Below are 21,433 nucleotides of genomic sequence, written 5' to 3'. Positions count from 1 at the left end.
CTAATCATCTAACATAATAAATTACTGAAGAAGGATTCGTGGTCCTTCTGGATATTATTTTTATATTGTCGGGTCGTGTTTTGAATTCTTGATAAAGAATATTTCCTTATTGTAGCTTTCAGTCACGTCTCGTCTCCAATCACCAGGTGCAATGGTGTGTATAATAATTGGAGGTGTGTAATGCGTCAGGTCGGTCGTGGTCAGCTGCCGGTTGTCGGCGGGCAGGATTTTCTGAAGAAGGTAGCAGGCATACCCAAGCGAATACTGGTGACCGGAGGCGGCGGATTTCTCGGGTCTCATCTTTGCGAAAGACTTCTTTGTCTGGGGCACAGCGTTGTCTGCCTCGACAACTTCTCGACCGGTCGGCGAGAAAACCTCTCTCATCTCAGCGAGACAAGCCGCTTCCAGATCGTCGAGCACGACGTCCGCAAACCTTTCCTTTTTGACGTGGACGTCATCTTCAACTTTGCTTCACCGGCATCTCCGCCGGACTATCAGGCCGACCCGGTGGGAACGTTGATGACCAACGTGCTCGGCGCCATGAATGCGCTGGAAAACGCCCGCGCCACCGGGGCCACGGTCGTGCAATCCTCCACATCGGAGGTCTACGGCGATCCGCTGCACAGCCCGCAGCGCGAAAGCTACTTCGGCAACGTCAACCCGATCGGGCCGCGCGCCTGCTATGATGAGGGCAAGCGATCGGCCGAGACATTGTTCTTCGACTATCACCGCACCTACGGAGTAAAGACGAAGGTCGCGCGGATCTTCAACACCTATGGGCCGCGGATGCGCCCCGACGATGGACGCGTCATCTCGAATTTCGTGGTGCAGGCGCTGCTCGGCAAGGACCTCACAATCTATGGCGATGGCCATCAGACGCGGTCGTTCTGCTATGTCGACGATCTCATCGAGGGCTTCATACGGTTATCGATCTCGGATGACGGCTGCATCGGCCCGATCAACCTTGGAAACCCAGGCGAGTTCACGGTTCTCGAACTTGCCGAGATGATCCGCACGATGACCGGCTCACGCTCGCGCATCGTGCACCGTGCGGCAGCCGTCGACGATCCGCGTCAGCGCCGGCCGGATATTTCCCAGGCCATGGCGGAGCTCGGCTGGGAGCCCAAGGTCGCGCTACGCGAAGGGCTTCAACGCGCCATTGCCTATTTCGATCGCCGCCTGGGCGCGTCAGATCTCGCCGTGGCGGGAGAGGCGGTATGATATGTCGCGCGTCGTTCTTGTCACCGGCGGAGCCGGCTTCATAGGCAGCCATACCTGCAAACGCCTCGATGAGGCCGGCTTCCTGCCTGTTGTCTACGACAATCTGTCGACGGGGCACCGGACCAATGTCCGCTGGGGACCATTGGTCGAAGGAGGGCTCGAAGACACGGATCGGATCGTCGAGGCTATACGGACCTTCAAACCCGAATGCCTGATCCACTTCGCGGCCTCCGCCTACGTCGGAGAATCGGTCGAGGATCCCGGAAAGTATTATCGCAACAATGTCGCCGGCAGCGTTTCGCTGCTCGAGGCCTGCCGTCAAGCGGGGCTGGCGCGCGTCGTCTTTTCCAGCACCTGCGCGACCTATGGCGTGCCGCCGCGTTTGCCGATCACCGAGGACACGATCCAGCTTCCGGTCAATCCTTACGGTCGCACGAAGCTGATGATCGAATTGATGCTCGGCGACTATGCCCGGGCCTACGGGTTCCGGTCGGTTGCATTGCGTTATTTCAATGCCGCCGGCGCCGATCCCGATGGGCAGCTGACCGAGCGGCACGATCCCGAGACCCACCTGATCCCGCGGGCATTGATGGCCGCAGCCGGCCGCCTCGATAGGCTCGATGTCTTCGGCGACGACTACGATACGCCCGACGGCACCTGCATCCGCGACTACATTCACGTCATGGACCTGGCCGAGGCGCATGTTGCCGCCGTTGACTACCTGCGCAACGGCGGCGAGCCGCTCAAGGCCAATCTCGGTTCGGGCCACGGCACATCGGTCCGGCAGGTGATCGACGCCATCCATCAGGTGACCCGCAGACGGGTTCCCGTGCAGCTTCTGGCGCGTCGCGCCGGCGACCCGCCGGTGCTGTATGCCGACACCACCTGGGCACGCCGGACGCTCGGCTTCCGGCCGTCGCTGTCCAATATCGAAACCATCATCCGAACGGCTGCCCCCGGTTTCGGGCTGGAGGTACGGTCATGACAGGCAAGATGTCATTCGCCCCATCCGCCAGGTCCGCTGCCTTGACGGCGGCGCCGGCCGGCGATGCTTCGGCGATGCTCGTGGCGCTTTTTTCGACACGCATGCGGATTGCGAACGGCTTCGGCATCGCAGCCTGGATTGTCGCATTCCTGTTCTTCTGGGCGTGGTGGCTTGATCCCGCCCATGTCACCCATTGGCCATCCTACGTCATGATTACGATCGTGGTCGGCTGGATCACACTACTGCCTGCCTATTTCATCTTCATCTTCGCAGGCGCCAAGGTCGCGGGAAAGAACGGCCGGGCCGTCCCGAACGGCCGGATCGCCATGGTCGTGACCAAGGCGCCGTCAGAACCTTTCACTGTTGTCCGCAAGACGCTGCTGGCAATGCTCGATCAGATCGGCTGCGATTACGACGTATGGCTGGCGGACGAGGATCCGTCGCCTGAGACGATCGATTGGTGCGCGCGGCAGGGTGTGCTCGTTTCGACGCGCAAGGGGGTTGCTGACTACCACCGCGCCACCTGGCCGCGGCGCACCCGCTGCAAGGAGGGAAACCTCGCCTATTTCTACGATCATTATGGCTATGAACGCTATGATTTCGTCGCCCAGTTCGATGCCGATCACGTGCCGGAGCCGACCTATCTCGTCGAGGTGCTGCGCCCGTTCAACGACCCGAAGGTCGGCTACGTCTCGGCGCCAAGCATCTGCGATGCCAATGCGGCGCGCAGCTGGTCGGCGCGCGGTCGCCTTCACGCCGAAGCGAGCCTGCACGGCTCGTTGCAGGCGGGCTACAACAACGGCTGGGCGCCGCTTTGCATCGGCTCGCATTATGCCGTTCGCACCAAGGCGCTGAGAGAGGTCGGCGGTCTCGGGCCAGAGCTTGCCGAAGATCATTCGACCACGCTCCTGATGAACGCCGGCGGCTGGAAGGGCGTGCATGCCCTGCATGCGATCGCCCATGGGGATGGGCCCGCGACCTTTGCCGATCTCGTTATCCAGGAATTCCAGTGGTCGCGCAGCCTGGTAACGATCCTGCTCAAATATTCGCCGGTCTATGTGCCCAGGCTGCCGATGCGGCTGAAGTTCCAGTTCGTCTTCTCGCAGCTCTGGTACCCGCTGTTTTCCCTGTTCATGGCGTTGATGTTCGTCATGCCGATCATGGCGCTGGTCATGGGGCGGAGCTTCGTCGCCGCCACCTATCCCGACTTCCTGCTGCACTTCGCGCCGCTGTCGCTGGTTCTGATCGGGCTTGCCTATTTCTGGCGCTCGACCGGCACGTTCCGTCCTTTTGATGCGCGGGTTCTCAGCTGGGAAGGCATGCTGTTTCTCTTTGCCCGCTGGCCTTGGTCGCTGCTCGGCTGCGCCGCGGCTGTGCGCGATCACGTCAGCGGCTCCTTTGTCGATTTCCGCATCACGCCCAAGGGCGCAGGACCGGCAGCCCCCCTGCCGCTGCGCGTCATGATGCCCTACCTCCTGCTATCGCTCGGCTCAGCGCTTGCGCTTTGGCTCGTCTCCGACGCCGGCACGGCGCGCGGCTTCTACATCTTTACCGGCATCAATGCCCTTGTTTACGCCGGGCTGGCTGCCACCATCCACGCCCAGCATGCGCGGGAGAACCGCCTTGCCCTCGTTCCCCGTACGGCCATGACGGCGCTGACCGCTGGCTGTCTCGTGGTCATTTCGGTGCTGTCGGGACAGTCGGCCATCCGCCATGGCGCGGAGGCCACCGAGGCGCTCTCGCAGGGACTCGGTTTCGTCGGGCTCACCGAAGCGAAGTTTTCGGTCGCCGGTGCCGGGCAGGGTGGATCGGACCTCAGGGTCGTTCGTTTTCGCCTGAAATGGAAAGGGTTTTCGTCGTCCGCGACAGACGGGCTGCGGAAAGGCTCCGGCTTGCCGGAGGTGCGTGAGACGAGGGTGACAGGCAAGGTCGGGCGGCTTCAGGCATCGCTGTAGCGCAGCGTGCCGCAGGCCTCTCGCACCGCAAAAGGCCCTCAAGCGAGGAGAAAAAATGATGAAACGGTCCATGAATGTATTGCTTTTGCCGCTTCTGCTGCCTCTCGCAGCCTTTGCGGTCTATACCGGCGCGCAACCCGCCAGGGCGAAGACGGAGATCAAGCCGATCCCCTTGAGCGCCTACGAGGTCTATTCTCTCTACCGGAACAAGACCTGGCAATGGCCGACGGGCGGCGCCCGCTTCACCGCGCATGACAGGAAGCTGGTCGCCTTCGTGAACGACAAGGGCAAACGCTCGTTTGCGGAAGGCAACTGGTACGTCAGTGATCTCGGTATGATGTGCATGCAGGCGAAATGGACGGCGCTCGATGGCTCCGGTCCGGCCCGCACCTGTTTCGGGCACAGCAAGATTGGCGACACGATTTATCAGCGGCGCGTGCCGAATGGCGAGTGGTACGTCTTCAAACATGCCAAGCCCAAGCCCGGCGACGAATACAGGAAACTCGTTGCTTCCGACGCAATCACGGAAAAGGCGTTACGCCTGAAGGACCAATACCTGGTCAAGAAGAGCGGTCGAACCGCCACAGGAGGATGACATGAAACGCAAATTGGCATTCGCCCTATGCACTGCGCTCGCCTTCAATCTGGGGTCCGGCGCGGGCCTGGTATCAGCGTTGGCACAGGAGAAGGCCGATCTTGCCGCCAATGGTAATGCAGGTCAGACACAGACAATGGCCGACAAGCGCCCCGTCATCCACCCCGGCGGAACGCGGCTCGGTGCCTATGATCCGCATGGCGATTTCGGCGACCAGACCGATGTCTCGACAGAGCATCTGTTCCTGCCATGGGAAGACGTGGATCTGGAATCGTTGCGCCTGGCTGACGCCTACGCGCTTCAGCGCAAGCGCAAGCTGCTGGTTACCATCGAGCCGTGGTCATGGTCGCTCGACTGGAAGCTGACGCCTGACCAGTTGCGCGACCGGACACTCAGGGGCGACTACGACGCCAACATGGAAGCGATCGCCAGCATGCTTGCCGAGCTGAAGAGCCCGGTCATCGTGCGCTGGGGGCAGGAGATGGAGGACACATCGGGACGGTTCTCCTGGGCCGGATGGGCGCCGCAGGACTACGTCAAAGCCTACAAGCACGCGATGGATATCGTGCGCAAACGAGTACCCAATGTCCAGCTGATGTGGTCGCCCAAGGGCATGCCGAACCTCGGCGAGTACTATCCGGGCGACGACTATGTCGATCTCGTCGGTCTTTCGGTGTTCGGTCTCGAACAGTTCGACGCGATCGAATACGGCGGGCCTCACACCTTCAAGCAGGCGCTGAAACCCGGCTACGGTCTTGTCGCCAAATACAACAAGCCGATCTGGGTCGCCGAGCTCGGTTGGCAGGGCGGCGCGCCCTACATGCAGTCCTGGATCGACACCGCCACACAGCCCGACCCGGATTTCCCAAACCTAGCCGAGGTCGTCTATTTCAACGATCGGGACGTGCATGAATGGCCGCATGAACTCGGTCGGCCGAACTGGCGCGTGGTCAACGACGCCACGAACTGAGTGCGGCGACAGTGCCGGAACCAAAAAAGCCCCTCGCCAGCGGGCGAGAGGCTTTTGTAAGACTCGAGAATAGCGCCACCACAAGAGAATGGAGGCGCTGTCCGTGCTACTCGGCCGCCTGCGGCCCGAGTTCGCCACGGCGGATCTGGTCGGCCTCGATCGATTCGAACAGGGCACGGAAATTGCCCTCGCCGAAACCTTCGTCACCCTTACGCTGGATGAACTCGAAGAAGATCGGTCCGATGACGGTCTTCGAGAAGATCTGCAGCAGGATCTTCGTCATGCCGCCGTTCACCACGCCTTCGCCATCGATCAGGATACCGTGCTTCTTCATCCGGTCGATCGGTTCGTCATGGCCGTGTACACGGTCATGCGACATGTCGTAGTAGGTTTCCGGCGGGCCTGGCATGAACTTCAGGCCATTGTCCGCCAGCTTGTCGGTGGCGTCGTAGATGCCTTCGGTGCCGACGGCGATGTGCTGGATGCCTTCGCCCTTGTATTTGCGCAGATATTCCTCGATCTGGCTGGTATCGTCCTTGGACTCGTTCAGCGGAATGCGAATCTTGCCGCAGGGCGAGGTGATCGCCCGGCTGACGAGGCCGGTGATGCGGCCGTCGATGTCGAAGAAATGGATCTGGGTGAAGTTGAACAGCTCGCGGTAGAAGGCCCACCACTTGTCCATGTTGCCGCGATAGACGTTGTGCGTCAGGTGGTCGAGATAATAGAAGCCGACGCCTTCCGGCTTCGGATTGCGCTCGCCGGTCCATTCGAATTCGGCCTCATAGGCCGAGCCCTTGGCGCCGTAGGTATCGACGAAATAGAGCAGCGACCCGCCGATGCCGACGATCGCAGGAACATCGAGACATTTGTCGGTGCCTTCGTAGGGGATGGCTCCCTTGGAGACCGCGTGGTCGAAGGTGTGCTTGGCGTCGACGACGCGCCAGGCCATCGACGGGGCGCAGGGGCCGTGCTCGTCGACGAAGCGCATGGCATGCGAGCCCGGCTCGGCATTCAGGATGTAATTGATATCGCCCTGTCGCCAGACGGTAATGTTCTTGCTCTTGTGTCTCGCGACAGGGCTGTAGCCCATGCGGGTAAAGAGCTCGGCGAGCTTCTCCGGCTCCGGATGGGCGAATTCGACGAATTCGAAGCCATCCGTACCAGCCGGGTTCTCCGCGGTAATCGTTGCGGGCGGGGCGTCATGCGGGAACGGGCCCATCGGAAGTCTCCTCTTTAAGTTCTCCAGATTTCTCTGGCCTCCAAACTTTGCTGGAGTATGACGCAAATTCGATGCATGATGCTTGTATTCTTGTGCGTTTTGAGCAGGATGCCGCACAAAACGTGCGAAATACTGTATAAGGATGCATGAATGGAGCAGCTTGACGGGTTCGATCTCAAGATCCTCAGCGAACTGCAGCGCGACGGACATCTCACCAACAACGAGCTATCGGAGCGCATCGCCCTTTCGCCCTCGCAATGCTCGCGCCGCCGCACCCGCCTGGAGGCGGAAGGCTTCATCACGGGCTATCAGGCGCAGATCGACCGGCAGAAGCTCGGACTCGATCTGATGGTGGTGATTTCGGTGACGCTCGCCACCCACAACCGCGACAACGCCAAGCGCTTCGGCAAGCTGATCTCGGCTCTGCCCGAGGTTCTGGAGGCTTACGCGCTGACCGGCGAAATGGATTATCACCTGCGGGTGGTGACGCCGGACCTCGCCGGCCTCTCGCGCTTCGTCAACGATGTGCTGCTGCCGCATGACAGCGTGCAGCACGTCAAGACGTCGATCGTGCTCGACACCTTGAAGAGTTTCCAGGGCGTGCCGATCCCGGAACGCATGAAAGGCTGATATCAGCGCCGGCTGGTACAAGGCTCATTTGCGGGAAGGGCGCTTCTCGGCCCTGTCGATCGCCCGTTCGATCGCTTCAAGGCCGGCGCATAGCGCCTTCAAGCCGCCGGCGCCGATCAGTTCGTTGAGGTGCGCCTGGTAGACGCTCGCAAGTCCTGTGAGTTCGCCATAGGCCAGCCGGCCGGCCCTGGTCAGTTCCAGATGTTCCAACCGGCGGTCGTCTTCGTCCTCGCTGCGCTTCAGCCAGCGCCGCTCCTCAAGCGCCGAGACGGCGCGGCTGACCTTGGTCTTGTGCATGGCCGAATGGGTGCCGACTTCCGTCGCCGTCATCGCACGGGCCGAGCTTCCAAGCGCCGCCAGCGTGCGCCACTCGGGGCGCGTCAACTGATAGCGCGCCTTGTATTCGGCTGCGAAGCGCACGGCGACGAACTCGGCGGCGCGGTTCAGTCGGTAGGGCAGGAATGCGTTGAGCTCGAAGCCATCGGCCGCCATCTGTGGCATCCTTGATAGTTACAAAATCGATAGTTACGATTGCAACTAATAGGGCGGCAGCGCGCCACCGTCCATTCGGATTTGGGGCGGCGCCCATATGTATAGAACGTGCCGTGGACTTCCGGGATCAGCCGTGATCCTCGATGGGCAGGCACCAGAGGAGGAGGTTGAGGTCATGTTGGACAAGGCACAGAAGCAGGCGGGCGCCGGGTCGACTGCTGATCAGTCGCTTGATTACATGCCGGGGTTCGGCAACGATTTCGAGACCGAAAGCCTGCCGGGCGCCTTGCCGCAGGGCCAGAACAGTCCGCAGAAATGCGCCTACGGTCTTTATGCCGAACAGCTCTCCGGTTCGCCCTTCACCGCGCCGCGCGGCACCAATGAGCGCTCCTGGCTCTACCGTATTCGCCCGAGCGTGCGTCACACCGGGCGGTTCCAGAAAATCGACTATCCGTACTGGAAGACCGGGCCGCATGTGGCCGATCATTCGCTGGCTCTTGGCCAGTTGCGCTGGGGGCCGCTGCCGGCGCCGTCGGAAAAATTGAACTTCCTCGAAGGCATCCGCACCATGACGACGGCCGGCGACGCGCTGACGCAGGGCGGCATGGCAGCCCACGCCTATGCCTTCAACGCCGATATGGTCGACGACTATTTCTTCAACGCCGACGGCGAGCTTTTGATCGTGCCGGAATGCGGCGCCATCCAGGTGTTCACCGAACTCGGCAAGATGGATGTCGAGCCTTCGGAGATCTGCCTGGTGCCGCGCGGCACCATGTTCAAGGTGACCAGGCTTGGCGACGAAAAGGTCTGGCGCGGTTACATCTGCGAAAACTACGGCGCCAAGTTCACACTGCCGGATCGCGGTCCGATCGGCGCCAACTGCCTTGCCAATCCGCGCGACTTCAAGACGCCGGTAGCTGCATATGAAGAAAAGGAAACGCCCTGCCGCGTGCATGTGAAGTGGTGCGGCGCCTTCCACGTCACCGAGATCGGCCATTCGCCACTCGACGTCATCGCCTGGCATGGCAATTACGCGCCCTATAAATACGATCTCAGGACCTTTTCGCCTGTTGGAGCGATCCTGTTCGATCATCCTGATCCGTCGATCTTCACCGTGCTCACCGCGCCGTCGGGCGAGGAGGGAACGGCGAATGTCGATTTCGTCATCTTCCCGCCGCGCTGGCTGGTGGCCGAACACACCTTCCGGCCGCCCTGGTATCACCGCAACATCATGAGCGAGTTCATGGGCCTGATCTATGGTCGCTATGATGCCAAGGAGGAGGGCTTCGTGCCCGGCGGCATGAGCCTGCACAACATGATGCTGGCCCACGGGCCGGACGCATCAGGTTACGACAAGGCGACAAACAGCGAGTTGAAACCGGTGAAGCTCGATCATACGATGGCCTTCATGTTCGAAACCCGCTTTCCGCAGCAATTGACCCGCTTCGCCGCCGAACTGGAGACGTTGCAGGACAACTACATCGATTGCTGGACCGATCTGAAAAAGCGCTTCAACGGCACGCCGGAAGGCGACTGGTCTTGAGAGCACGCCTGGTTCTGCTCGGCAGCAAGGGTGGCCCGGCAATCCGTCCGGGCGGCCCTTCGCCGACCTCGTCCTTGCTTGAAATCGGCGGCCGCACTGTGGTTGTCGACTGCGGCCTCGGCGTCACCCGCGGCCTCACCGATGCCGGCGTCAGCCTCAAAGCGCTGGATTTGATCTTCATCACCCATCTGCATTCCGATCACGTGCTCGAGCTCGGGCCCTTGATCCACACCGCTTGGACCGCCGGTCTCGCAACGACCGTGCGCGTCTTCGGCCCGCCGGGAACCCGCGACTACTGGCACGGCTTTCTGCAGGCGATGAAATTCGACATCGTTATCCGCGTCATCGACGAGGGCCGGCCCGATCTGCGCCAACTCGTCGACATCGTCGAATTTGCCGAGGGCCCGGTCCTGGCCGAAGGCGACCTGGCGGTGTCGGCGCTGCGCGTCGATCATCCGCCGGTGACCGATTGCTTCGCGCTGCGGTTCGACCATGCGGAGGCGAGCGTGGTATTTTCGGCCGACACGGCCTATTTCCCGCCGCTCGCCGATTTCGCTGATCGTGCCGACATTCTGGTGCATGAGGCAATGCTGACAGAGGGCGTCGATCGGCTGGTGGCGCGCACCGGCAACGGCGCGCGGCTGAAGGAGCACCTGCTGGCAAGCCACAGTTTTGCCGGAGAGGCCGGTGCGATTGCCACGGCGGCCGGCGTCGGGCGGTTGGTGCTGCATCATCTCATCCCGGCCGACGATCCTGAAATCACGCACGCTCATTGGACGGCTGCCACGCGCAAAAGCTGGACCGGTGCCTTGACGATCGCGTCTGACGGCCTTGTTGTGGAACTTGCGGACGAATCGTCTGCGTAGAGGGAGGATTGCATGAAACTGGCGACACTCAAGGATGGCTCGCGTGACGGAAAACTCGCGGTCGTCTCCCGCGATCTCACCCGCTGCTCGGAGGTCGGGCACATTGCCCGCACGCTGCAGGCCGCACTCGACGACTGGGCACATACAGGGCCGCGGCTCGAGCGCGTTGCCGAAGGCATCGAAACCGGTGCGCAGCCAACGGTCCGCTTCCACGAGCACGATGCGCTTTCGCCGTTGCCGCGCGCCTATCAGTGGGCGGACGGTTCAGCCTACGTCAATCACGTCGAGCTGGTGCGAAAAGCCCGCAACGCCGAGATGCCGGCGAGCTTCTGGACCGATCCGCTGATCTACCAGGGCGGCTCGGACAGCTTCATTGCGCCGCGCGATCCGATCCTGATGGCGGATGAAAGCTGGGGCGTCGACATGGAAGGCGAGATCGCCGTCGTCGTCGACGACGTGGCGATGGGTGCCTCGATCGAAGAGGCGCGCGCCGCCATTCGGCTGGTGATGCTGGTCAACGACGTGTCGCTGCGCGGTCTTATCCCGGCCGAACTCGCCAAGGGTTTCGGTTTCTATCAGTCGAAGCCGTCGTCTGCCTTCTCGCCGGTCGCCGTCACGCCGGATGAATTGGGCGACGCCTGGGATGGCGGCAAGCTGCATCTGCCGCTTCATGTCGACCTCAACGGCAAGCCTTTCGGCCGCGCGGACGCCGGCGTCGACATGACCTTCGATTTCGGCCAACTGATTGCGCACGCGGCCAAGACGCGGCCGCTTGCATCGGGCACGATCATCGGTTCGGGCACCGTCTCCAACAAGCTCGACCGTGGTCCCGGAAAACCGGTCTCCGAAGGTGGCGCCGGCTACTCCTGCATTGCCGAGCTGCGCATGATCGAGACCATCGTTGGCGGCGCGCCCAAGACGCACTTCCTGCGCTTCGGCGACATCGTGCGCATCGAGATGAAGGACAAGGCGGGCCATTCGATCTTCGGTGCGATCGAGCAGTCGGTCGGGCCTTACGAAAAGGCCTGATTGTGGGCAGCGCACGCGACGAGGATAGCAGCATGGCCGAGACCGATCTCTATGACTATTGGCGGTCCTCGGCGAGCTACCGTGTCCGCATCGCGCTGAACAGTCTCGGCGAGACCTATCGATCGGTGCCGGTGGACCTGCTTGCCAGGGGCCATCGGCAAGCGGAACATCTCGACCGCAATCCGCAGGGGCTCTTGCCCGTGCTCGACATCGATGGCGAGCGGTTCACGCAATCGCTCGCCATCATCGAGTATCTGGCGGAAACGCGGGAAGCGGCCGGCTTCCTGCCTGATGATGCGGTGGGGCGGCAGCGCGTGCGCGCGCTGTCCTACGCGATCGCGATGGACATCCATCCCGTCTGCAATCTCGGCGTCGTATCCTTCGTCATGGCCAATGCTGCAGACGGCGAGGCCGCGCGCCGCGACTGGATGCGCAAGTTCATCGGCGAGGGCTTGGCGGCGTTCGAGCGCCTGCTCGACCACCCGTCAACCGGGAGCTTCTGCCACGGCGACAGCCCCGGCATGGCCGATTTCTGCCTGGTGCCGCAGGTCTACAATGCCCGTCGCTGGGACGTCGATCTTTCCGCCTGCCCGAAACTTGTCGCCATCGACCAGCGCTGCGCCGAGATCGACGCGTTTGCCCGCGCCCATCCCGATCGCACCCCGCGCTAGCCAATCCAGGCGCCATTCACAAAGCCGCACCGGTGCCGGCTGGCCGGTTCCGTCCAGCCGATGTCGCGAATGGATCGACAGCCGGGCGAAGGCCGCGCTAGTTTTCGCGGTGACTGGCCGTATAAGGGGGGCCGGAAAAACCTCTGGAGCGAGAGACAGATACCGATGAAAAGCTATGTGCTGACCGTCACCTGCAAGTCCACCCGCGGCATCGTTGCCGCCATTACCGGTTATCTCGCGGAAAAAGGCTGTTATATCACCGACAGTTCGCAGTTCGACGACCTGCAGACGGGCCTGTTCTTCATGCGCCTGACCTTCATCAGCCAGGACGGCGTCAAGCTCGACGAGCTGAAGGAAGGCTTTGCGCCTGTTGTCAAGCGGTTCGACATGACCTGCGAGATCCGCGACAGCGAAGAGCGCATGAAAGTGCTGCTGATGGTGTCGCGTTTCGGCCATTGCCTCAACGACCTGCTCTACCGCTGGAAGATCGGCGCCTTGCCGATCGATATCGTCGGCGTCATCTCCAACCACTTCGATTACCAGAAGGTGGTCGTCAACCACGACATCCCCTTCCACCACATCAAGGTGACCAAGGAGAACAAGCCGCAGGCCGAAGCACGCATGCTGGAGATCGTCGAGCAGACGGACGCCGATCTGGTCGTGCTCGCCCGCTACATGCAGGTTCTGTCCGACCAACTCTGCAAGAAGATGTCCGGCCGGATCATCAATATCCACCATTCCTTCCTGCCGTCGTTCAAGGGCGCGAACCCCTACAAGCAGGCCTATGAGCGCGGCGTGAAGCTGATCGGTGCGACGGCGCACTATGTCACCGCGGATCTCGACGAGGGTCCGATCATCGAGCAGGACATCGCCCGCATCACCCATGCCCAGAGCGCCGAGGACTATGTCTCGATCGGCCGCGACGTCGAAAGTCAGGTGCTGGCGCGCGCCGTACACGCCCATATCCATCATCGCTGCTTCATCAACGGCAACCGCGTCGTCGTCTTCCCGGCGAGCCCCGGCAGCTATGCTTCCGAGCGCATGGGCTGATTGCCGGCCGGCAGCCCGACCTGCCATCGCCGGGCGTTGTCCCGGCGGTGGAACACGTGAAAATCCGATCCGGTCGCTGGCGCCAACAAGTCGCGTTGCACTGCACAATCGCTGCGCTATAGTCGCTTCCAACCGCGAGAGAGGCGGTGCAGGAGGAAGACATGGACAAGCTTGACCCGGTCGTCATCGTTTCGGCGGCACGCACACCGATGGGCGCCTTTCAGGGCGGCCTCAAGGATTTGACGGCGCCGGAGATCGGCGCCATCGCGCTGAAGGCGGCGCTTGCGCGCGCCGGCCTCGATGCCGTCGACGAAGTGCTGATGGGCAATGTACTGCCCGCGGGCGTCGGCCAGAACCCGGCGCGCCAGGCGGCACTCGGCGCCGGCCTCGGCATGGAAACGCCGTCGACCACGATTTCGAAAGTTTGCGGTTCGGGCATGAAGGCGCTGATGCTCGGCCATGACACGCTGCTTTCCGGCGGCGCCACGGCGCTTGCGGTCGGCGGCATGGAGTCGATGACCAATGCGCCCTATCTACTGCCCAAGGCACGCGGCGGTTTTCGCCTCGGCCACGGCGAAGTCAAGGATCACATGTTCCTCGACGGTCTCGAGGATGCCTATTCCGGTCGGCTGATGGGCACCTATGCCGAAGATACGGCCGAGCACTACCAGTTCTCCCGCGAGGATCAGGATGCCTTTGCCCTGCGTTCGCTGGAACGCGCCGTGAAGGCATTGGAGGATGGTTCGTTTGCCGAGGAGACGGTTGCGATCAACGGCGCCGGCAAGCGACAGACCGTAACGCTTGACCACGATGAGCAGCCCGGAAAGGCGGACCCGGCAAAAATCCCGAAGCTGAAGCCGGCGTTCCGTGAAAACGGCAGCGTGACGGCCGCCAACTCCTCCTCGATCTCAGACGGTGCGGCAGCGCTCATCCTGATGCGCGCAAGCGAGGCGGAGAAGCGTGGGCTGACGCCGCTTGCGATCGTTGCCGGCCATGCCGGTCATGCGCAGGAGCCAGCCTGGTTCACCACCGCGCCGATCGGAGCCATTGAGAAGCTGCTGTCAAAGCTCGATTGGGAAAAGAACAGCGTCGGGCTCTATGAAATCAACGAAGCCTTCGCCGTGGTTGCCATGGCTGCGGTCCGCGACCTCGGCCTTTCCGATGACATCGTCAACATCCACGGCGGCGCCTGCGCGCTCGGCCACCCGATCGGCGCTTCCGGCGCCCGGATCATCGTGACGCTTCTGCACGCGATGCGCGCCAAGGGCGTCAGGCGCGGCATCGCCTCCCTCTGCATCGGCGGCGGCGAGGCGACGGCGGTGGGGCTGGAGTTGTTGCAGTAAGGGGGGCATTGTCGCCGCCCTCATTCCTGTGCTTGTCACAGGAATCCAGCAGCGCCGCGTCTGCGGCGCTGAAGGGCTTCTTTCCTCCGAAGAGCTGAATGCGCGATGACGATTCATTCACGGCGCCGACGCGCCGTAGCTGGATTCCTGTGACAAGCACAGGGATGAGGTGAGAGGAGATCGTCTCTCGCCGTTCAGATATGCAGCGCGTGGCCCAAAGCCTTGAGGGCCGCCTCCTGGAACGCTTCCGATTGCGTTGGGTGAGCATGGATCGTGCCGGCGATGTCTTCTAGGCGCGCGCCCATCTCAATCGCAAGTCCGAAGCTTGCCGAAAGCTCGGACACGCCGTGGCCAACGGCCTGGATGCCGAGGACCAGATGGTTGTCGGCGCGCGCGACGACGCGCACGAAACCGTCCTCCGACAGCGTCGTCATGGCGCGGCCGTTCGCCTGGAAGGGAAACTGGCCGATCTTGATCTCGATGCCGCTGGCACGGGCTTCTTCCGGCGATAGTCCTGATGTCACGATCTCCGGGTCGGTGAAGCAGACGGCGGGAATGCAGCGCTTGTCCCAGGCGCGTTTGTTGCCGGCGACGATCTCCGCGACCATTTCCCCTTGCGCCATGGCGCGGTGGGCCAGCATCGGCTCGCCGGTGACGTCGCCGATCGCATAGATGCCGCGCATCGACGTGCGGCACTGGTCGTCGATGCGGATGAATTTTCCGGCGCGGTCGAGATCGATTTCTTCAAGCCCAAAACCTTCGGTCACGGGTTTGCGGCCGACCGTCACCAGAACCTTTTCCGCCGGTACCTCGATCGGCCGACCATTGTGCTCGGCAAGCAGGCTCTTGCCGTCGGCGGAGAGCCCCTTGGCAACTGTCTGGGTGAACACTTCGATGCCGAGTTCGCCGAGCCGCTTGGCAATCGGCTTCGACAGATCGGCGTCATATTGCGGCAGGATGCGCGTCTGCGCCTCGAGCACGGTGACGTGAGCGCCGAGCTTGGCAAAGGCGGTGCCGAGTTCCAGTCCGATGTAACCGCCACCGATGACGGCAACGCTGGCCGGCACGCTTTTCAACGACAGCGCCTCGGTCGACGAAATGATCGAGCCGCCGAACGGCATGTCGGGAAGCTCGATCGGCGCCGAGCCGGTGGCAATCACGATCGCGTCGGCGCGAATGCGCTGCAGGCCGATCTCGGTCTCGACATCGACCGTCTTGCCGTCGACGAAACGGGCGACGCCGATGACGGCCTTAACGCCTGCCTTCTTCAGAAGGCCGGTGACACCGCCGTTCAGCCGGCCGACGATGCCGTCCTTCCAGGCAACGGTGCGGGCGAGATCGATCGTCGGGTTGGCGAGCGACAGGCCGAGCGGACTGCGGCCGGAGGCAGCCGAGCGCAACTTATGGAATTCGTCGGCGGCGTGGATGAGCGCCTTGGACGGGATGCAGCCGACATTGAGGCAGGTACCGCCGGCCTTCGCCTTCTCGACGATGACGGTGTCGACGCCGAGCTGGCCAGCGCGGATGGCGCAGATGTAGCCGCCGGGGCCGGCACCGATGACGAGCAGCTTGCAGGAAATTTCCTTCATGATCGCCTCATGCCTCCACGAAAATCAGCGCTGGCGTTTCGAGCAGAGCCTTCAGCCGCTGCACGAAGGTGGCCGCATCCCAGCCATCGATGACGCGATGGTCGAAGCTCGACGACAGGTTCATGATCTTGCGCGGTACGAATTGCGCACCGTCCCAGACCGGGCGAACCGCCAGCTTGTTGACGCCAACGATCGCGACCTCGGGGTGGTTGATAACAGGGGTCGTGACGATGCCGCCGAGTGCGCCGAGCGAGGAGATGGTGATGGTCGAGCCGGTGAGCTCGTCGCGGGTCGCGGTGCCAGTACGGGCCGCTTCCGCCAGCCGGTTGAGCTCGACGGCGCAATCCCAGATGCCGCGCGCTTCGGCGTGGCGCACGACCGGCACGGTCAGGCCCGCCGGCGTCTGCGTGGCGATGCCGATATGTACCGCGTGGTGACGGTTGATGATGCCGGCGCCATCGTCGAAGGTGGAGTTCACACCCGGCAGATCGGCGATCGCCCGCACAAGCGCGCGCATCAGATAGGGCAGGATCGTCAGCTTCGGCTGATCCGGCTTGCGATCGCGGTTCATCATGGTGCGCAGGTCTTCGAGTGCTGTCATGTCGACCTCCTCCACATAGGTGATGTGGGGGATGCGCGAGGTCGACAGCGTCATCTTCTCGGCAATGCGGCGGCGTAGACCGGTCACCTTGATCTCGTCGATGGCGGTCTTGCGCACGAGCCCGGCAGGGACTGCCACCGGCTGCGCGCCACGGGCAAGAAACTGGTCGAGATCATCATGGGTGATGCGCCCGGCAGGCCCGGTGCCGGTCACCTGGCGCAGGTCGACTCCGCTTTCGCGGGCGCGCAGGCGCACGGCGGGGGAGGCCAGTGCCTTCTCCAGGCGCTCGGATGAAACATGCACGCCGTTCTTGGCCGGGGCCGCCGTCTTCGCCTCGACCTTTGCCGGTTGGCTCGGTGTTGCGGCCGGGGCTTCGGTCTTCGGCACCGGTTTTTCCTCCGCCTTGGCCGCTGGCTTTTCTTCGGCCGCAAGAGCCTCCGTGCCTTCGCCGGCGATTTCGATGCGAACGAGAGGGGCCTTGACCGCCACCGTGTCGCCGATCTCGGCACCGAGCCAGAGCACCGTGCCGTTGACCGGTGAGGGGATCTCGACCGTCGCCTTGTCGGTCATGACGGCGGCGAGGATCATGTCCTCGCGCACGGGATCACCGGGTTTCACATGCCATTCGACCAGTTCGGCCTCGGCCACGCCTTCGCCGACATCCGGCATCTTGATTACGAATTCGCCCATGCTCAGGCCTCCATCACTTCGACGAGCGCGCGTCCGACGCGCGCCGGGCCGGGGAAATAGTCCCACTCCTGGGCATGCGGGTAGGGTGTGTCCCAGCCGGCGACGCGCACGACGGGGGCTTCCAGATGGTAGAAGCAATACTCCTGGACGAGGGAGGCGATTTCGCCGCCGAAGCCCGATGTCAGCGTCGCCTCATGCACGACGACGCAGCGGCCGGTCTTTTCGACCGACTGGACGATGGCGTCGAGATCGAGCGGCAGCAGGCTGCGCAGGTCGATCACCTCGGCGTCGATGCCGGTTTCTTCCACTGCTGCCAGCGCCACATGCACCATGGTGCCATAGGCGACGACGGTGACGGCCGAGCCCTTGCGACGCACTTCCGCCTTGCCGATCGGGATCGTGTAATGCCCCTCCGGCACCTCGCCGAGATCGTGTTTCGACCAGGGGATGACGGGCCGGTCGTGATGGCCGTCGAAGGGACCGTTATAGAGCCGCTTCGGCTCCAGGAACATCACCGGATCGGGGTCTTCGATCGAGGCGATCAGCAGGCCCTTGGCGTCATAGGGATTGGACGGCACCACGACCTTGAGGCCGCAGACATGGGTGAACAGCGCTTCCGGGCTCTGGCTGTGCGTCTGGCCGCCGAAGATGCCGCCGCCGGTCGGCATGCGCAGCACGATCGGGCAGGTGAAGTCGCCGTTGGAGCGATAGCGGATGCGGGCTGCTTCCTGGGTGATCTGGTCGTAGGCGGGGTACATGTAGTCGGCAAACTGGATCTCGACGCAGGGTTTCAGCCCGTAGGCCGCCATGCCGATTGCCGTGCCGACGATGCCGCTTTCGCTGATCGGCGCGTCGAAGCAGCGGGTCTTGCCATATTTCGCCTGAAGCCCTTGCGTGCAGCGGAAGACGCCGCCGAAGTAACCGACGTCCTCGCCGAAGACGACGACATTGTCATCGCGCCCCATGGAGACGTCCATGGCGCTGCGCACGGCCTCGATCATTGTCATTCTGGCCATATCAGTATCCTGCCTTCTGGCGCTGGCGGCGAATATGTGGCGGCATCTCGGCGTAGACGCCTTCGAAGATGTCGCGCACCGATGGCTTGCCGCCGGCATGCAAGGTGCCGTGGCCTTCTGCCTGCTTTTGCGCCTGGATCACCGCGTCGACGATCTCGGCTTCCGTCTGGGTGTGGCGCTCTTCCGACCAGGCGCCACGCAGGATCAGGTGCTTTTTCAGCCGGAGGACCGGGTCGCCGAGTGGCCAGGCTTCCGATTCCGTCTTCGGCCGGTAGGCGCTCGGATCGTCGGAGGTGGAATGTGCTCCGACCCGGTAGGTGACATATTCGATCACCGTCGGGCCGAGGTTGCGCCGGGCGCGCTCCGCCGCCCATTTGGCGACCGCATAGACGGCGAGATAGTCGTTGCCGTCGACGCGCAGTGCCGGGATGCCGAAGCCGAGGCCGCGGGCGGCAAAGGTGCCGGAGCCGCCGCGGGCGATGCCCTGGAAGGTCGAGATCGCCCACTGATTGTTGACGATGTTGAGGATAACAGGCGCCTTGTAGGTGGAGGCGAAGACGAGCGCTGAGTGGAAGTCGGATTCCGCCGTCGAGCCGTCGCCGATCCAAGCGGCCGCGATCTTGGTGTCGTTCTTGATCGCCGAGGCCATGGCCCAGCCGACAGCCTGGACATATTGCGTGGCGAGGTTGCCGGAGATGGTGAAGAAGCCATGTTCCTTGGAGGAATACATGATCGGCAACTGGCGGCCGCGCAACGGATCGCTCTCGTTCGAGAAGATCTGGTTCATCATCTCGACCATCGGGTATTCGTCGGCGATCAATAGGCCCGCCTGGCGATAGGTCGGGAAGTTCATGTCGCCCTTGTTCAGCGCCTTGCGGAAGGCGCAGCTGACCGCCTCTTCGCCCAGATGCTGCATGTAGAACGAGGTCTTGCCCTGCCGCTGCGCCATGACCATGCGCGCATCGAAGGCGCGCAGCGTCATCATGTGCTTGAGGCCGGCCAAGAGTTCGTCGTCCGACAACAGCCCGGCCCAGGGGCCGACCGCCTCACCGTCGCGGTTGAGTACGCGGATGATCGAATAGGCGAGGTCGCGGATCTCTTCCGGGGCGACATCGATTTCCGGCCTCGGAACGGAGCCCGCCTTCGGAATCTTGACGTTGGAAAAGTCCGGCTCGCCACCCGGCCGGACGGCCGGTTCGGGGACATGCAGGCTAAGTCGATCGGGATCGCTCATGCGGTTTCCGGCCTCCCTCCGGAGTGCGCGACGCGCACCAGTCAGCATCGGGGAAAACGGGATGTCGCCGCATGGCAAAAGTGGGCGGGACCACCTGCGGGCTCCTCCGCCCCAGATCGTCACGCCTTCCTCCTCAGCCCGTTCTCCCGACGGGAATGCACACAGACTGCCATGAGTTCAGGGGCTTATGAAGGCCTTTCGGCCGCCCGGGCTGCTTGCAGCAGAAGAAAGACAGATTCCTGCCATCGCCATGCCAGCGGCAGATGCGGCTGCGATTCCAGGTCCGGCTCACGCGTAATTTTCTTGCGCGACCACTTGCCGTTCGGATGATCAAACCGGCGGAGCGATGGTGATCGGGGTGCCGTCGGAGAAACGTGAGAGGCGAAAAGGTGTGGGGTCGACGATCGGTTTTTGACCGGTAACGAGGTCGGCGACCAGATGTCCGGCCCCTGGGCCGATGCCGAAGCCATGGCCGGAAAATCCTGCGGCGACGACCAGGCCGGGCAGGCTTTCGACCGTAGAAATCACCGGCACGGCGTCGGGCGTGACGTCGATCAGGCCGGCCCAGACCTGCTGTACGCGAGCGTCGCGGAGGGACGGCAATGCCTTTTTTGCTTCATCGAATGCGCGCAGCGCGGAATGCTGATCGGGTTGCGGATCCAGCACCCGGTGCCGCTCGAAGGCGCCTGGGCGGTTGAGTGGAACGGAACCGATCTCGAAGAGTTCGCGCCAGCTCTGGGCACTGAGGCCGACCTGGACGGAATCGCCCTCGGCCTTCCGCGCCGGTTGGAAATCGCGGAAAAAGGCGACACTATCAGGCACAACGGGGTGCAGATTGGCGCCACCGTCGGCAATCGTGTAGCCGCCGTCGAGGCGTTTGCGATAGGCGTAGCTGCCCGTCGCGCCCGCGCCCTCGGGGCCGCCCGATACCGCACTGGTCCGGAGCACTGTGTTGCGCACTTTCAGTTGCGGCAGCCGGATGCCGAGCCCCTTGAGGAAGAGGCGTGACCAGGCGCCCCCGGCCACGACCACGGTCGCGGTTTCGATCCGGCCCTTCTCGGTGACGACGGCACTGATCCGGCCGGCCGTCCTCTCGACACCGCGGACGGCACAGCCGGACAGAACGCGGGCGCCGGCGCGCCTGGCTCCGGCAACGATTGCCGGTACCGCCTTTTGCGGTTCGGCCCTGCCGTCGCTCGGCGTGTGCAGCGCGCCCCAGTAGCGGATGCCTGCGCCCGGCATCAGGTCTTGTGTTTCTTCGGCCCCGATCTGCCGGCTGTCGACGCCATAGGGTCTTGCCATGGCAAGCCACGCATCGCGGTTGGCGATATCGGCATCGTTTTCGGAGATGTAGAGGATGCCGCTGCGGCGAAAGCCGGTTTCGCCTGCAACGCGGGCATCGAGCGTATCCCAGATCTTCAGCGCTTCGATCGCCAGCGGTATCTCCCGTTCGTCACGGCCCATGACGCGCACCCAACCCCAGTTGCGGCTCGACTGTTCCGCTCCGGGCACACCCTTTTCGCAGAGCACAACATCGATGCCGCGTTCGGCGAGAAACAGTGCGGTGCTGGCACCGATGATGCCGCCACCGACGATGACGACATCGGCTTTCGCCGGTTGGATCTGATCGGTTTCGACGGCATCGAGAGGGGGACCGGGCATGAGGGCAAGCTTTCAGGCGGGGTTTTGCGGACGCGCCATCGGTACATGCCGGCATCGCCAGATCAAGGCCCG

19 protein-coding genes are annotated in these 21,433 nt (G+C 63.2%); 12 read left to right on the top strand and 7 right to left on the bottom strand.

Translation table 11 applies throughout. The features are described from left to right. Positions 1 to 180: 180 nt before the first annotated feature. The 5 genes from ASD03_RS18215 to ASD03_RS18195 all read left to right on the top strand — a co-directional run bounded on the left by ASD03_RS18215 (position 181) and on the right by ASD03_RS18195 (position 5,726). Entirely contained in the window at positions 181 to 1,221 is a 1,041-nt protein-coding gene (locus tag ASD03_RS18215) for a UDP-glucuronic acid decarboxylase family protein (RefSeq protein WP_025424961.1), read from the top strand. 1 nt (position 1,222) lies between these two features. Beyond that, a complete protein-coding gene (galE, locus tag ASD03_RS18210) occupies positions 1,223 to 2,206 on the top strand; it encodes a UDP-glucose 4-epimerase GalE (protein ID WP_025424960.1) in 984 nt (327 codons plus the stop codon). A 74-nt stretch (positions 2,207 to 2,280) separates the two neighbouring features. Next, entirely contained in the window at positions 2,281 to 4,161 is a 1,881-nt protein-coding gene (locus ASD03_RS18205; protein ID WP_107028396.1) for a glycosyltransferase family 2 protein, read from the top strand. Between the two features lie 58 nt (positions 4,162 to 4,219). Continuing rightward, entirely contained in the window at positions 4,220 to 4,756 is a 537-nt protein-coding gene (locus tag ASD03_RS18200; RefSeq protein ID WP_225906473.1) for a DUF995 domain-containing protein, read from the top strand. Position 4,757: 1 nt separating this feature from the next. Continuing rightward, positions 4,758 to 5,726, top strand: coding sequence for a glycosyl hydrolase (locus tag ASD03_RS18195; protein WP_025424957.1), 969 nt, complete (start codon positions 4,758 to 4,760; stop codon positions 5,724 to 5,726). Positions 5,727 to 5,832: 106 nt separating this feature from the next. Here ASD03_RS18195 and hppD read toward each other — a convergent pair whose 3' ends face one another. Next, entirely contained in the window at positions 5,833 to 6,945 is a 1,113-nt protein-coding gene (hppD, locus tag ASD03_RS18190; protein ID WP_025424956.1) for a 4-hydroxyphenylpyruvate dioxygenase, read from the bottom strand. A 150-nt stretch (positions 6,946 to 7,095) separates the two neighbouring features. On the opposite strand from hppD, the gene ASD03_RS18185 reads away from it, so the two are divergent. Beyond that, positions 7,096 to 7,575, top strand: coding sequence for an Lrp/AsnC family transcriptional regulator (locus tag ASD03_RS18185; RefSeq protein ID WP_025424955.1), 480 nt, complete (start codon positions 7,096 to 7,098; stop codon positions 7,573 to 7,575). Positions 7,576 to 7,599: 24 nt separating this feature from the next. Here the strand turns inward: ASD03_RS18185 and ASD03_RS18180 are convergent, their stop codons facing one another. Beyond that, a complete protein-coding gene (locus tag ASD03_RS18180; RefSeq protein ID WP_025424954.1) occupies positions 7,600 to 8,067 on the bottom strand; it encodes a MarR family transcriptional regulator in 468 nt (155 codons plus the stop codon). A gap of 175 nt (positions 8,068 to 8,242) precedes the next feature. On the opposite strand from ASD03_RS18180, the gene hmgA reads away from it, so the two are divergent. The 6 genes from hmgA (at position 8,243) to ASD03_RS18150 (ending at position 14,569) form a co-directional block, all read left to right on the top strand. Continuing rightward, positions 8,243 to 9,610 (top strand): homogentisate 1,2-dioxygenase, encoded by a 1,368-nt coding sequence (gene hmgA / locus ASD03_RS18175; RefSeq protein WP_025424953.1) that lies wholly within the window; start codon positions 8,243 to 8,245, stop codon positions 9,608 to 9,610. Continuing rightward, positions 9,607 to 10,476, top strand: a complete 870-nt coding sequence (locus ASD03_RS18170) for an MBL fold metallo-hydrolase (RefSeq protein ID WP_025424952.1) — start codon at positions 9,607 to 9,609, stop codon at positions 10,474 to 10,476. Before hmgA ends, ASD03_RS18170 begins: the two co-directional genes overlap by 4 nt. 12 nt (positions 10,477 to 10,488) lie before the next feature. Beyond that, positions 10,489 to 11,505 carry a fumarylacetoacetate hydrolase family protein gene (locus ASD03_RS18165; RefSeq protein WP_025424951.1) on the top strand — a complete coding sequence of 339 codons (1,017 nt, stop codon included), beginning with the start codon at positions 10,489 to 10,491 and terminating at the stop codon, positions 11,503 to 11,505. Positions 11,506 to 11,537: 32 nt separating this feature from the next. Continuing rightward, positions 11,538 to 12,176, top strand: a complete 639-nt coding sequence (gene maiA, locus ASD03_RS18160; protein WP_025424950.1) for a maleylacetoacetate isomerase — start codon at positions 11,538 to 11,540, stop codon at positions 12,174 to 12,176. 165 nt (positions 12,177 to 12,341) lie between these two features. Further along, complete coding sequence (gene purU, locus ASD03_RS18155) at positions 12,342 to 13,226, top strand: formyltetrahydrofolate deformylase (protein WP_025424949.1); 885 nt, start codon at positions 12,342 to 12,344, stop codon at positions 13,224 to 13,226. Between the two features lie 161 nt (positions 13,227 to 13,387). Continuing rightward, positions 13,388 to 14,569: an acetyl-CoA C-acyltransferase gene (locus ASD03_RS18150; protein ID WP_025424948.1), complete on the top strand. Its 1,182-nt coding sequence runs from the start codon at positions 13,388 to 13,390 to the stop codon at positions 14,567 to 14,569. A 194-nt stretch (positions 14,570 to 14,763) separates the two neighbouring features. Here the strand turns inward: ASD03_RS18150 and lpdA are convergent, their stop codons facing one another. The 5 genes from lpdA to ASD03_RS18125 all read right to left on the bottom strand — a co-directional run bounded on the left by lpdA (position 14,764) and on the right by ASD03_RS18125 (position 21,361). Continuing rightward, positions 14,764 to 16,158, bottom strand: coding sequence for a dihydrolipoyl dehydrogenase (gene lpdA / locus ASD03_RS18145; protein WP_025424947.1), 1,395 nt, complete (start codon positions 16,156 to 16,158; stop codon positions 14,764 to 14,766). Positions 16,159 to 16,165: 7 nt separating this feature from the next. Beyond that, positions 16,166 to 17,449, bottom strand: a complete 1,284-nt coding sequence (locus tag ASD03_RS18140) for a dihydrolipoamide acetyltransferase family protein (protein ID WP_025424946.1) — start codon at positions 17,447 to 17,449, stop codon at positions 16,166 to 16,168. A 2-nt stretch (positions 17,450 to 17,451) separates the two neighbouring features. Further along, positions 17,452 to 18,465 (bottom strand): alpha-ketoacid dehydrogenase subunit beta, encoded by a 1,014-nt coding sequence (locus tag ASD03_RS18135; RefSeq protein WP_025424945.1) that lies wholly within the window; start codon positions 18,463 to 18,465, stop codon positions 17,452 to 17,454. A gap of 1 nt (position 18,466) precedes the next feature. Further along, the gene (locus ASD03_RS18130) at positions 18,467 to 19,699 is read right to left on the bottom strand and encodes a 3-methyl-2-oxobutanoate dehydrogenase (2-methylpropanoyl-transferring) subunit alpha (protein WP_057214685.1); all 1,233 of its coding nucleotides are present in this window, start codon (positions 19,697 to 19,699) and stop codon (positions 18,467 to 18,469) included. A 330-nt stretch (positions 19,700 to 20,029) separates the two neighbouring features. After that, positions 20,030 to 21,361 (bottom strand): FAD-binding oxidoreductase, encoded by a 1,332-nt coding sequence (locus tag ASD03_RS18125; protein ID WP_025424943.1) that lies wholly within the window; start codon positions 21,359 to 21,361, stop codon positions 20,030 to 20,032. Positions 21,362 to 21,433: the final 72 nt, after the last annotated feature.

Source organism: Ensifer sp. Root127 (assembly GCF_001425225.1).
Classification (GTDB): Bacteria; Pseudomonadota; Alphaproteobacteria; order Rhizobiales; family Rhizobiaceae; genus Ensifer; species Ensifer canadensis.
This window is presented reverse-complemented; position numbering and strand designations above follow the sequence as displayed.